The following is a 13,011-nucleotide window of genomic DNA, read 5'->3' on the forward strand; positions in this document are numbered from 1 at the left end:
CAATACAGATACAATTTTAGTATTTTTGACCAGTACAGTTTAAACAGGTTATGGAAAAGCTAAAAACAGAATATATTTACAATAGGATTGCAGCCAATATAGAACAGAAAATACTTGGTGGCGTACTAAAGACTGGTGAAAAGCTGCCGTCAGTACGGATAATAAGCCAGGAAAACGGTATAAGTATCAGTACGGTATTACAATCATATTATGTTTTAGAAAGCAAAGGACTTGTAGAAGCAAGGCCGCAGTCCGGTTACTATGTAACCTACTGTAGCAGGCTGCTTCCCAATCTGGTAGAGACCAGTACACCCAATAATCCGGCTGGACCTGAAGAGACAGAGAGTATTATTTCCCGGGTATATTCTGAAATTGGCAGAAAAGATAAGCTGCAATTTTCTTTGGGAGTTCCGGCAACTGAGTTACTTCCTGTAGCTAAGCTAAACAAAGCTTTTATGCATGCTGTACGTGATATGGACAGTAGCGGTACCAATTATGAACCTGTGGAAGGTAACCTTAAACTGCGCCGCCAGATTGCCCGTCACTCTTATATGTGGGATGGTAATTTAAAAGAAACCGATATTATAACTTCGGCAGGATGTATGAACGCGCTGGCGAATTGCCTGATATCATTAGTTTCTAAAGGCGATACAATAGCTGTTGAGAGTCCGGTTTATTTTGGTATCCTTCAGTTAGCTAATAGTTTAGGGTTAAATGTTTTGGAATTGCCAACGAATGCTATCACTGGGATTGAGATTGAAGCACTTGAAAAAGAACTGAAAAACAATACAATACAACTATGCCTGTTAGTAAGTAACTTCAGTAATCCGTTGGGTAGCTGCATGCCCGACGAGCATAAAAAAAAGGTTGTTGAACTTATGGAGCATTATAATGTTCCGTTAATAGAAGATGACCTGTATGGCGATATCTATTTTGGTGCGCATAGGCCAAAATCGCTTAAGACGTATGATAAAAGCGGCAATGTATTGTGGTGCGGATCGTTCTCTAAAACCCTTGCTCCGGGTTACAGAGTAGGGTGGGTTGCTCCCGGAAAATATAAAGACAAAGTTTTGAAAACAAAGCAGTTTCATAATATATCGTCAACTACTCTAACACAGGAAGCTATTGGTAGTTTCCTCGAAAACGGGCGTTATGAAAACCATCTTAGAAAGCTTAGGAATACACTTCATGGTAATTCGCTAAACTATCTTAGGACGATTGGCGAGAGCTTTCCTGAAGATACTAAAGTATCGCGCCCTAACGGAGGGTTTATGCTTTGGCTGGAACTAAACAAAGATATAGATACTTTCAGGCTCTACGAACAGGCAGTAAAACATAATATCAGTATTGCGCCGGGACGTATGTTTACCCTTCAGCAGCAATATAACAACTGTTTACGACTGAGTTACGGCCTTCACTGGACAGAAGAAGTAGAGCAGGGTTTACGTAAAATAGGCAGCTTGGCAAAAGGACTTTTTTAGGTGTTAATATTGCACTTTCTGTTCTCAAAACGCGGTTTTGCTGCGTAAAATTAAGAGGGGTCATTTGCTTGAAAATCAATTAAGTGAAAAACAATGTTGCACAATTTGGTTTTAAAAAAATGACGAAAAATGATGATTTCTTGTTTGTTTTTTAAAATGTTCGACCAAATCAAAACTGTTTGAATTTTACACTAAAAAAAAATCCCTGCTTTCAGATTTTTACAGATCGGAAAGCAAGGCTTTTTAGTATGTCATATTTGGTTATCCGTTTACTAATGGCATAACTTTACTTCCTATCAGTTCAATTGCATTGGTTAGCTGCTCATGAGAAAGCCCGGCGTTATCCATTTGAAATGTAAATCGAGAAACACCTCCCAGAACTTCACTGTGCCTTAGTAATTTTTCTGCAATTTCTTCGGGGCCGCCAACAAGAAGTGCACCGGTTGGTCCGTTTTGTGAATCGAAATGTGGACGCGTAACTGCCGGCCATCCGCGCTCTTTGCCTATGCGGGTAAAGGTTTCGGCATAGCCCGGAAAGAAAGCTTCAACCGCTTTTTCGGTCGTCTCGGCAACATAACCTAATGAGTGAACGCCAACTTTTAGCTTATCGGGTGAATGCCCTGCCTTTTCTCCGGCTTCCCTATATAGTTCTACCATCTGGCTGAAGTGACGTGTTTCGCCGCCAATAATTGCTATCATAAGTGGTAGCCCCAGAACTCCGGCACGAACAAACGATTCTCTGGTACCACCAACTCCAAGCCATATTGGCAATTCATTTTGTAGCGGACGGGGATATATAGGCTGGTCGTGCAACGCAGGCCTGAATTTACCCTCCCAGTTTATGGTTTCGTTATCGCGAATTTTAAGTAACAGTTCCAACTTTTCAATAAAGAGTTCCCTGTAATCATGAAGGTTAAAGCCAAAAAGAGGAAAAGCTTCGGTAAAAGAACCACGGCCAACTACAATTTCTGCTCTTCCCTGAGATATAAGGTCCAGCGTAGCAAAACTCTGGAAAACCCTAACCGGATCGGCAGCACTCAGTACCGTTACAGCACTAGTAAGCTTAATACGTTTCGTACGTGCAGCCGCAGCTGCAAGGATTATCTCATTTGCCGAATCTAAAAATTCTTTACGATGATGTTCGCCAATGCCAAAAATATCAAGGCCGGCTCTATCGGCAGTTTCAATACGTTCCAGTAAGTCGTTTAGTGCTTTTGCGTTTTGGGCAGGTGTGCCCGGGTTTGCTGTTACAGGTGCGGCAGCAAAACTGTCTATTCCAATTTCCATAATGATCTTTGGTTATTTACTACGAATTTACAAAAACATTACTTGTAAATAAGCAGTCTATAGGTCATGTAAAAAGAATTGCACATTTATTAAATTACCTTTTAGATGGTATATTAATTGCAACCTAGCCAGCTAACAGGATAATTAAATTTCGGTTTTTCTTTTGAATATACCTGATATTTTCCGGCATTGTCTTTTCTGTAAATATATAAGTCTTTAGAACAGGAGGCTTTGGCCACAGAATCTCCCGCCTGATAATTATCACTTTTACCAGGAGAATAATTCCAAAAATAAACCTCGTTATTTTTATTGTCAAAAAATGTTACTTTACTTTGTCTGGACACTTCAATATCTGATACAACAAAATTGTAGGCCGAATGATATTCTTTCCTCGACTTGTAAAACATTCGAATCTGAAATACCAACACTACACCGAGAAAGATAAATACAAAGTTCCTTAGCCTATTATTTCCAGGGGTATTTCTAATTTTATTCATATCGTAAAATTAGTACTAATATAATGAAAAGTTTTTCCTGTTATTAAAGTGTAGGTACCAAATATTACGTATTTTTCGGGTTAGTTTTTATTGAAGTGTTTTTTTCGCTTCAATCCTAATTTCCCAACAAACAAACTATTTATAATGAAATCTTTTTCAGGAAACATTTTCTTAGCCGTTGCCTTATCGGTATGCAGTATATTAACTGCTGAGGCAAAGGTAAAACTACCTTCATTTTTTACAGACAATATGGTGTTGCAGCAAAAAGCAACCGTTCCTTTTTGGGGTCAGGCTGCGGCTAACACCAGTATAAAAGTTATCTCATCGTGGGATAAAAAAAGTTACACGGTAAAAGCAGACACCAATGGTAATTGGACGGTAAATTTAAAGACACCTGCTTATGGCGGGCCGTATACTATTTCTATTAATGACGGAGACAATGTAGAGCTTAAAAATATTCTCATTGGCGAAGTATGGCTATGCTCCGGCCAAAGTAATATGGAAATGCCGCTTGATGGCTGGGGTAAAATAAACAATTTTCAACAGGAAATTAATAATGCCAATTATTCGCAAATACGCCTGCTTCAGGCAGAGCATGTGGATAGCGCCAAACCTTTAAATGATCTTAAGGTTCAGCACGGCGGATGGCAGGTTTGCAGTCCTGCTACAATTGCAGACTTCTCTTCTACAGCATACTTCTTTGCTAAAAAAATATACGATAAGAAACACATACCTATCGGCTTGTTGCATAGCTCTTGGGGCGGTACTTTGATAGAAGCATGGACAAGCAGCGGATCGCTTCGTAAAATTCATGATTTTGATGCAGGCCTTAAAGCGTTAGAATCTGATTTTGATAAAGATGCAATGCAGAAAAAGTACGATGCCGATATGAAGGTGTGGGCTGCCACTGCGGAAAAGGCTGATAGAGGCACTACCGGAAAGTGGGATACTAAAGATTTTAACGACGACAGCTGGAAAACAATGAGGCTACCCCAATATTGGGAATATGATGCGCTTAACGCCGTTGACGGTGTTGTGTGGTTTCGTAAAGAAGTAGACCTTCCTAAAAGCATGATAGGTAAAGAAATTACTTTTGAATTTTTTGCTGACGATGACGATGTGCTTTGGGTAAATGGTAGCCGAATTGGCGCAACTTCGGGCTATAATGTGAAACGTAATTATAAGATTCCTGCATCTTTGTGGAAAGAAAAAGGAAATGTAATTGCTATACGGGTTACCGATGCTACAGGTGGTGGCGGTATTTACGGAAAAGATACGGATATTGCCTTAAAAGCAGGAACAGAAACATTAGAACTTGCAGGTGACTGGAAGTACGCGGTAGGGGTTAACTACAAAGAGCTTGATGCTATGCCGTTTCTGCCTGCGGGGCAAAACAGGCCATCATCGCTTTATAATGCAATGATTCATCCACTTATAAAATTACCTATTGCAGGTGTTATCTGGTATCAGGGTGAAAGTAATGCCGACAGGGCGCACCAGTATCAGACGTTGTTTCCTTTGCTTATTGCCGACTGGAGAGAAAAATTCAATAATAAAGACTTGCCATTTTTCTACGTGCAGCTGGCAAATTTTATGAAAGCATCGGCAGAGCCCGTTCCATCGGCATGGGCAGAACTTCGTGAAGCTCAGTTACAGGCGTTAAAGATACCTAACACCGGTATGGCTGTTACTACAGATATTGGAGATCCGTTAGATATTCATCCAAAAAATAAGCAGGATGTAGGGTACAGGCTGGCAAGTATCGCTTTGGCAAAAGTATATGGAGAGAAAACGGAATACTCAGGACCCTTATATAAATCTTTTGTTGTTAAAGGAAGTAGTGCTGTTGTGTCTTTTGATCATACTACAGGGATGAAAGCGGCTGAAAACGCTACACTAAAAGGGTTTGCAATAGCAGGAGCAGATAAAATTTTTCACTGGGCAAATGCTAAAATTCAGGGAAATACTATAATTGTAACATCGTCAAAGGTTAAAAAGCCTGTTGCGGTGCGTTACAACTGGGCAGATAATCCCGAAGGAAATTTAGTAAATGGGGCAGGTCTTCCGGCTTCGTCATTTAGAACAGATGACTGGCAGGAATCTACCTTTGGTAAAAAATAAAAGATTTAAAAAAAAATTTGTAGGACACAAAGCAACTGTAAATAAGCATTATCATTGATGTTCGTTTACGTTGCGCCGTATAATGTTGTAAGACAAACCGTGTTTAATCATAACTTATATTAACATTTCTTTAACGCATGTTTCGCTACTTTTGGTTTGTGAATAAGAAAATCCAATCAATCCTATTAGTTGACGACGACCAGGATGACCAACTGTTATTTCAGGAAGCCCTGGCAATAGCAGACGTCGCTGTGCGTTATAGCAGCGCATGTAATGGCATAGATGCTTTAGAACAGCTTAGTATTGCCAATCAACTACCTGATGTTATGGTTATTGATGTAAATATGCCAAAAATGAATGGCATTGATTGCCTTAAAGCAATAAAGCAATCTGATAAATTACAGACAATACCTGTAATTATGTATTCTACTTCATGCAGTAAAGAATGCCAGCAGGAATGTCTTAACAGTGGTGCGGTAGCGTTTATGAAAAAACCTTCAGATTTCTCTGAACTGTCTACAAAAATTATACAAATATTAAATTTCGCTTTTTCCGAAAGCGACACACAAATGTCCATTATATTATGATACTAATTGTAGACGATATAAGGGCCAATATATTAGCCTTACAAAAAACACTTGAACTTCACGGATTAGAGGTAGATTCTGCCGACTCTGGTGAAGAAGCATTGAAAAAAATCCTTAAAGTAGAGTATTCCCTTATTATTCTCGACGTGCAGATGCCCGGTATGGATGGCTTTGAAGTAGCCGAGATATTAGCTGGCAGTAATCGTACCAAGGATATTCCGGTTATATTTTTATCGGCGGTAAACAAAGAGAAAAAGTTCATTTCTAAAGGTTATGAAAGTGGAGGGGTTGATTATATCACCAAACCTGTAGACCCGGATTTACTTATACTTAAAGTGAAGACTTTCCTTAAGTTGTATGAGCAAAACCTTGAGCTTAAAAACATACGCGACCTGTTGTCTAAAGAAGTAGAGATACGTAAAGAAGCACAGGAAAACCTTGAAAATAAGGTTGCCGAAAGAACACAGGAACTTCAGTCTAAAAATAGCGAGCTTGAATTTAGTAACCACGAATTGCAACAGTTTGCGTGGGTGGTTTCTCACGATTTGAAAGAACCGCTGCGTAAAATTGAAACGTTTATAAAAATAATTAAGGAGCGTTACCTAAAGGATGATGATATTGCCCGTGATTATGTTTTTAGAACAGTGAGATCGGCAGAACGAATGTCTAACCTTATTACAGATCTGCTTGATTACTCGCGACTTTCATCGGGAGTGGTGGCTGAAAGTACAGACCTTAACCTTATTTTAGACGAGGTTATTGCCGACTTTGATTACCGTATTGAAGAGAAAAAAGCAGCGATACATAAAACAAAACTTCCAATACTTACTGGCGTACCAAGTCAATTGAGGCAATTATTTCAGAATCTTTTGAGTAATTCGCTTAAATTTACCCGCCAGGATGTCGATCCGGTTATTACTGTGACCGCAGAAACTATAGCAGACAAAAGCTTTGACAGTGAGCTGTCTGAGAACGGCAATTATTGCAGAATAACAGTAACCGATAACGGAATTGGCTTTAATGAGGTTTATCTCGATAAGATATTTAAGATTTTCCAGAGCCTGAACGATCGTAATGCTTACGAAGGAACGGGGATTGGACTGGCAATAGCCAATAAGATAATAGAAAAACACAACGGAATAATTACCGCAAAAAGCAGCCCGGGCAGTGGTGCAAGCTTTATTATGGTATTGCCACTATAAAACGAATTTTTACTTACTATGGACGGTAATTTTAGAAGAAACTTATTTGTAAGCTCGGGGGTATCCATAACGATACTCCTTATTAGTTCTGCAGCATCATTTTTTAGTATAAGGAGCCTGCTTGATAGTAACGATTGGGTAAAGCATACCCAGGAAGTTATTTACAATCTTAACGAATCGAAATCGGTAATGGTAGATGCGCAGGGCAGTATGCGTGGTTTTTTAGTTACTGGCAAACAGGATTTCCTGAAACGCTACGAAAATGCTGAAGATGATACTAACGTATACATTGATAGGCTTGATCAGCTTACTGTAGATAATGCAAAGCAACAGGAATCTGTAAAGGAATTGAAACCATTAGTAGCTTCGTTTTATGACTACCTTGAAGATAAAGTAGCCAATAAAATAAAAAATGGTACTGTTACTCCCGACCAGCTGGATAACGGCAGGGAACTGATGGAGCAAATACGCGTATTGCTTAAGCGTATGGAAAATGAAGAGCAAAGGCTGCTTACCGAGCGTAACTCATCGTCAGAAAAATACGGTTTATATAGCTCTATACTTATTATAGCTGCTGCATTGGTAGCATTACTTATCACAATAATATTCTTTGCCAGAATATTGAGGGATTACAATGAGCGCCTTAAACTGCAATTGAAGCTTGAAGAAAGCGAAAGGGAAACGGCTGAAAGGATTATAGCGATAAGTGAAATAGCTACAGAGATATCATCAGGTAATTACGAGATAAGAGTTAATGACAGCCAAAGCGATGCTTTGGGCACAGTAGCAGTATCACTTAATAACATGGCGGTTGAGCTTAATAAATCTTTTAAGACGTTATCAGATAATGAATGGCTGCAATCGGGTATTGCCAAGCTTAATGATGTAATGATAGGTGAGAAAGGAATTTATGAGCTTACTAAAGATGTTATTGAACACCTTGCTGAATATACCAACAGCAGTGCTGCGGTATTATATATATTAGAAGGCGATGAACTTATAGCCTCTTCGGGTTACAGCTATGTTTCTGATAGTGCACGTAAACGTATTAAAGTAGGAGACGGACTTAGCGGACAGGCAGTTTTATCACGTAAAGCAATGGAGATAAAAGGTGTTGCCTCTGGTGACATAACTATATCGTATGCTTTGGGTGAAGCTAAACCGGCGCACATAATTGCTGTTCCGTTGATAGATGATAAAGTAACCGGAGTTATAGAATTGGCATCGGTTAAAGAATATTCTAAGAAACATATTGCATTCTTAACAGAAGCATCTGATAATGTTGGTATAGCAATTTCTGCTGCCCAGAACAGGAAGCGTTTACAGGAGCTTCTTGAAGAAACCGAATCGCAGTCGGAAGAATTAAGGGTACAGCACAGTGAGATGGAAAACATCAACGCTGAACTGGAAGCACAAACGCAAAAGCTTCAGGCTTCTGAAGAGGAATTAAGGGTACAGCAGGAAGAACTGCAACAGACTAACGAAGAGCTTGCAGAACGCAGTGTTTTATTGGAAGAAAGAAACGTTGAGATCCAGAAGAAATCGGAAGACCTTGAGCTTAGCACACGTTATAAGTCGGAGTTTCTTGCAAATATGTCGCATGAGCTTAGAACGCCGCTTAACTCGATATTACTATTGAGCAGGCTGCTTTCTGAGAACACAGACGATAATATGAACGATGAGCAGATAGAGTTCGCGAAAGTTATCCAAAGTTCAGGAAATGGGCTTCTTGGCCTTATTGATGAAATACTTGACCTTTCTAAAATTGAGGCCGGTAAGATGGAACTTGAGTTCATAGATATTTCTACAAAAGAAATTACCGATGTTCTTAAAGCCCTTTTCAGCGAAGTGGCAAAACAGAAAAATATAGAATTTAAGGTTATAGCGGATGACGCACCGATAGTGCTTAAAACCGATAAAATGAGACTGGAGCAGATATTAAAGAACTTAATATCAAACGCTATCAAATTTACATCGGAAGGTTCTGTTACCCTTGAAATTAAAAAACACAAACTAAACGAGAAGTTAGTAAACTTTACGGTTAAAGATAGTGGTATTGGGATACCGAGAGAGAAGCAACCGCTTATTTTTGAGGCATTCCAACAGGCAGATGGTTCAACGAAACGTAAATATGGCGGTACAGGTTTAGGATTATCTATTAGCCGTGAACTGGCTAAGTTGCTAAAAGGCGATATTACGCTTGTAAGTGAGCAAAATATAGGTAGTGAGTTTACACTTACTATACCTATTATTGGTTCCGCTAACATGCAGCCTGAAAGAATTGAAGTTACAAGAAGACCTATTGCCAATACTACTTTTTCTGCTTTAACGGCTTCAACCGCATTGGTTGCGGCTCCTTTAGCTGAAGATGAAACAGAAGTTTCTGCCGAAGAAGAAAAAAACAGCAAATACCTTAGTGCAACTATTCCTGATGATGTTCCTGATGACAGGAATACTATCAGTGAAAACGATAAGGTAATGCTAATTGTAGAAGATGACGTAAACTTTGCCAAATCATTGTTAGAGTTTACACGTCAGCGCGGTTACAAAGGTGTCGTATCTGTACGTGGTGACCATGCGCTTAACCTGGCTATTATGTATAAACCTGTGGGTGTGTTGCTTGATATTCAGTTACCTATTAAGAGTGGTTGGGAAGTTATAGAGGAGCTTAAAGCGAACTGGCAGACCAAGCATATACCAGTACACATGATGTCATCGCACAAAATGAAACAGGAAAGTTTGCTTAAAGGAGCTGTAAACTTCCTTGATAAACCTGTAGCATTTGAGCAGATACCTGAAATATTCAGGCGTATTGAACATATTGTAAATAAAGAATCGCAAAAGGTTCTTATCATTGAAGATAACCCTAAGCACGCTAAGGCACTTGCTTATTTCCTTGAAACGTATAACATCAATTCTGAAATTAAGAGCGATGTTACCGATGGGGTAGATGCGCTTCAAAAGGAAACTGTAGACTGTGTAATCCTTGATATGGGAATACCGGATCAGCAGGCGTATGATATTCTTGACAGGGTTAAAAAGAATCCGGGTCTTGAAAATCTTCCTGTAATTGTGTTTACAGGTAAGAGCCTTTCGATGAATGAAGAGCTTAAGATCAAGAAATATGCCGACTCTATAATTGTAAAAACGGCGCATTCGTATCAGCGTATGCTGGACGAAGTTTCGCTTTTCCTTCACCTTGTGGAAGAAAATAAAAAAGGCGCAAGCAGTAAAAAGGATAGTTATAAAAAATTAACGCTGCTTAACAATGTGCTTAGCGGTAAAACGGTACTTGTAGTAGATGACGATGTTCGTAATATCTATTCGCTTACCAAGTCGCTGGAAGTACTTAAAATGAATGTTATTACCGCTATAGATGGTAAAGAGGCTCTAAAAGCATTAGAAGAAAACCCTGGGGTTGATGTAGTATTGCTGGATATGATGATGCCTAACATGGATGGTTATGAAACGGCAACACGCATACGTGAAAATAGCAAATACAAAAAACTGCCTGTTATTGCCGTTACGGCGAAAGCCATGACAGGAGACAGGGAAAAATGCATTAACGCTGGTGCTTCTGATTATATTACCAAACCGGTAGATATAGATCAGTTACTTTCGCTTTTACGAGTTTGGCTTTACGATCAACTATAATAGTTAACGATTTAGAGATGGAGAAAAAGAAAATTTTAATTGTAGACGATGATCCCCGTAATATCTTTGCACTTACGGCTACGCTAAGGTCAAAATCATTTGACTGCCAGTCGTGCTCAGGCGCACCGGAAGCGATACAATTATTAAAGTCTGACGAAGATATAGACGCCGTATTAATGGATATGATGATGCCTGATATGGATGGTTATGAAGCTATACCTATTATAAAGGGTATTGCGCACAGGCAGGGGCTGCCAATTATAGCAGTTACCGCTCAGGCCATGATAGGAGACCGTGAAAAATGCCTTAGGGCGGGTGCCGATGACTACATATCTAAACCGATTGATGTAGATAAATTGTTAGAAATACTTAGTACTATTTAGAGAGGGAGAGATGATAAATGACCGTGAACTTGAACTGTTGATAAATGAAGTGTTTGAATACCACGGTTTTGATTTTGGAGGATATTCGCGGGCTTCTTTAAAAAGACGTATAGACAGGCTGTTGCAGCTTGACGGCTTTGATAAGTTTGGCGATTTACTATATAAAGTTAGAACAGAACCGGGTTACTTTAAACGCATGGTAGAGGAGATTACGGTAAATGTTACCGAAATGTTCCGCGACCCGTTGTTTTACAAACTGCTGCGTGAAGAAATTATTCCGGTGCTGGCTACAAAACCATTTATAAGGATATGGCACGCAGGGTGTTCTTCGGGCGAGGAAGTCTATTCTATGGCAATACTGCTGCAGGAAGCCAATTTGCTTCAAAAATCTTTGTTGTATGCTACCGACATCAATCCTTTGGTACTAGATACCGCTAAAAAGGGTATTTTTCCTTTGCAGATGATGAAACAGTATTCTGAAAACTACATGGTATCAGGCGGTAAAAAAGATTTCTCGCAATACTATACAGCCAATTACGGTTTTGCAAAATTTAGTAGTGACCTGTCAGCTAAAATGGTGTTTTCAGAACACAATCTTGTTTCAGATGGTTCATTTAACGAGTTCGACATTATACTTTGCCGTAATGTGCTGATCTATTTTGATAAAGAACTTCAGGACAGGGCTTTTGTATTATTCGATCAAAGTCTTGCAAAGCTGGGTTACCTGGCATTAGGAACAAAAGAAACACTTAAATTTTCTTCATTAGGTAAGAGATACAATCAGATCAATAAGGAGAAATTATGGAAAAAGATGGAATGATACGGGGATGTAAAGTGCTTATTATCGGCGGATCCGCCGGTAGCCTCGAAGTACTGATACAAATACTGCCCCAGCTTACCCAAATACCAACTTTTGCTCTAGTTATGGTATTACACCGTAAAAGCGGTGAAGACGCTACTCTTGAAGAGCTAATTGCTATTAAAAGTAAAATACCTGTGGTGGAGGTAGAAGATAAAACCCCTTTAAAGGCTGGTTATATCTATGTTGCGCCATCGGACTATCATTTACTTTTTGAAACCAATGATAATCTTTCCTTAGATACTTCCGAAAAAATAAATTACAGCAGGCCAAGCATCGATGTTTCTTTTGAATCGGCAGCCGAAGTATATGGAGAATCGCTTGTGGCTATACTCCTTTCGGGAGCAAATTCTGATGGTACTGAAGGTCTTCTTGCTATAAAAAATGCGGGTGGTGTTACTGTTGTTCAGGAACCCGAAAGTGCCCAGATGCCCTTTATGCCTAAAAATGCCCTAGAAGCTACCAATCCTGCTTACGTGCTGGATGTTGAGGGTATACTTCAGTTTATCACTTCTATTAATTCATAAAAAATGATTCAGTGTTATTGTGGTTCAGGAATGCCTTTTTCGGCATGTTGTGAACTTTACATTTCAGGAATTGAAAAAGCACCTACTGCCGAGGCATTAATGCGTTCGAGGTATTCGGCTTATGCTGTTCATAATGCTGATTATCTTTGGAACACCACACATCCTAAAGAGCGAAAATACCACAGCAAAGCGGCAATGCTCGACTGGGCAAAAAGTAACCAGTGGCTAAAACTGGAAATTTTATTTGCTAATGATACTATTGTTGAGTTTAAAGCCTATTACCTTGACAATACGCTCAGAGCCCAGGTACATTATGAGAAGTCTGTGTTTGCTAAAGAGGATGATTCCTGGTATTATATAGACGGGACTTATTGATAATTATTTCATATGTGTTTTAATCTTTTTCTTACGTA

At 39.3% G+C, this 13,011-nt stretch carries 11 protein-coding genes; 9 read left to right on the forward strand and 2 right to left on the reverse strand.

Translation table 11 applies throughout. The features are described 5' to 3' along the window. Window positions 1-50: 50 nt before the first annotated feature. Window positions 51-1,481, forward strand: coding sequence for a GntR family transcriptional regulator (locus tag ALW18_00355; GenBank protein AOE51101.1), 1,431 nt, complete (start codon window positions 51-53; stop codon window positions 1,479-1,481). Window positions 1,482-1,742: 261 nt separating this feature from the next. Here the strand turns inward: ALW18_00355 and ALW18_00360 are convergent, their stop codons facing one another. Continuing rightward, window positions 1,743-2,768 (reverse strand): luciferase, encoded by a 1,026-nt coding sequence (locus ALW18_00360; GenBank protein ID AOE51102.1) that lies wholly within the window; start codon window positions 2,766-2,768, stop codon window positions 1,743-1,745. Between the two features lie 113 nt (window positions 2,769-2,881). Further along, window positions 2,882-3,265, reverse strand: a complete 384-nt coding sequence (locus ALW18_00365) for a hypothetical protein (protein ID AOE51103.1) — start codon at window positions 3,263-3,265, stop codon at window positions 2,882-2,884. 144 nt (window positions 3,266-3,409) lie between these two features. Between ALW18_00365 and ALW18_00370 the strand changes: the two genes are divergently transcribed. The 8 genes from ALW18_00370 to ALW18_00405 all read left to right on the forward strand — a co-directional run bounded on the left by ALW18_00370 (window position 3,410) and on the right by ALW18_00405 (window position 12,973). Continuing rightward, on the forward strand, window positions 3,410-5,386 hold the full coding sequence (locus ALW18_00370) for a 9-O-acetylesterase (GenBank protein AOE51104.1): 1,977 nt from the start codon (window positions 3,410-3,412) through the stop codon (window positions 5,384-5,386). A 158-nt stretch (window positions 5,387-5,544) separates the two neighbouring features. Continuing rightward, the gene (locus ALW18_00375) at window positions 5,545-5,973 is read left to right on the forward strand and encodes a hypothetical protein (GenBank protein ID AOE54258.1); all 429 of its coding nucleotides are present in this window, start codon (window positions 5,545-5,547) and stop codon (window positions 5,971-5,973) included. Further along, the gene (locus tag ALW18_00380; protein AOE51105.1) at window positions 5,970-7,175 is read left to right on the forward strand and encodes a histidine kinase; all 1,206 of its coding nucleotides are present in this window, start codon (window positions 5,970-5,972) and stop codon (window positions 7,173-7,175) included. Before ALW18_00375 ends, ALW18_00380 begins: the two co-directional genes overlap by 4 nt. A gap of 18 nt (window positions 7,176-7,193) precedes the next feature. Next, window positions 7,194-10,829: a histidine kinase gene (locus ALW18_00385; GenBank protein ID AOE51106.1), complete on the forward strand. Its 3,636-nt coding sequence runs from the start codon at window positions 7,194-7,196 to the stop codon at window positions 10,827-10,829. A gap of 17 nt (window positions 10,830-10,846) precedes the next feature. Further along, entirely contained in the window at window positions 10,847-11,212 is a 366-nt protein-coding gene (locus ALW18_00390; GenBank protein ID AOE51107.1) for a histidine kinase, read from the forward strand. Window positions 11,213-11,222: 10 nt separating this feature from the next. Next, complete coding sequence (locus ALW18_00395) at window positions 11,223-12,032, forward strand: chemotaxis protein CheR (GenBank protein AOE51108.1); 810 nt, start codon at window positions 11,223-11,225, stop codon at window positions 12,030-12,032. Next, window positions 12,014-12,598: a chemotaxis protein CheB gene (locus ALW18_00400; GenBank protein AOE51109.1), complete on the forward strand. Its 585-nt coding sequence runs from the start codon at window positions 12,014-12,016 to the stop codon at window positions 12,596-12,598. Before ALW18_00395 ends, ALW18_00400 begins: the two co-directional genes overlap by 19 nt. Window positions 12,599-12,601: 3 nt before the next feature. Then, on the forward strand, window positions 12,602-12,973 hold the full coding sequence (locus tag ALW18_00405; GenBank protein ID AOE51110.1) for a preprotein translocase subunit SecA: 372 nt from the start codon (window positions 12,602-12,604) through the stop codon (window positions 12,971-12,973). Window positions 12,974-13,011 lie beyond the last annotated feature (38 nt).

Origin of the sequence: Flavobacterium psychrophilum (genome assembly GCA_001708385.1) — a bacterium.
In the GTDB taxonomy this organism is placed as follows: Bacteria; Bacteroidota; Bacteroidia; order Flavobacteriales; family Flavobacteriaceae; genus Flavobacterium; species Flavobacterium psychrophilum_A.

What these genes read in the sequence shown, in the direction of transcription:
- ALW18_00400 (AOE51109.1), top strand. Translation starts at nt 12,014, where the DNA reads ATGGAAAAAGATGGAATGATACGGGGATGTAAAGTGCTTATTATCGGC.
- ALW18_00355 (AOE51101.1), top strand. Translation starts at nt 51, where the DNA reads ATGGAAAAGCTAAAAACAGAATATATTTACAATAGGATTGCAGCCAAT.
- ALW18_00385 (AOE51106.1), top strand. Translation starts at nt 7,194, where the DNA reads ATGGACGGTAATTTTAGAAGAAACTTATTTGTAAGCTCGGGGGTATCC.
- ALW18_00380 (AOE51105.1), top strand. Translation starts at nt 5,970, where the DNA reads ATGATACTAATTGTAGACGATATAAGGGCCAATATATTAGCCTTACAA.
- ALW18_00370 (AOE51104.1), top strand. Translation starts at nt 3,410, where the DNA reads ATGAAATCTTTTTCAGGAAACATTTTCTTAGCCGTTGCCTTATCGGTA.
- ALW18_00390 (AOE51107.1), top strand. Translation starts at nt 10,847, where the DNA reads ATGGAGAAAAAGAAAATTTTAATTGTAGACGATGATCCCCGTAATATC.
- ALW18_00395 (AOE51108.1), top strand. Translation starts at nt 11,223, where the DNA reads ATGATAAATGACCGTGAACTTGAACTGTTGATAAATGAAGTGTTTGAA.
- ALW18_00405 (AOE51110.1), top strand. Translation starts at nt 12,602, where the DNA reads ATGATTCAGTGTTATTGTGGTTCAGGAATGCCTTTTTCGGCATGTTGT.
- ALW18_00360 (AOE51102.1), bottom strand. Translation starts at nt 2,768, where the DNA reads ATGGAAATTGGAATAGACAGTTTTGCTGCCGCACCTGTAACAGCAAAC.
- ALW18_00365 (AOE51103.1), bottom strand. Translation starts at nt 3,265, where the DNA reads ATGAATAAAATTAGAAATACCCCTGGAAATAATAGGCTAAGGAACTTT.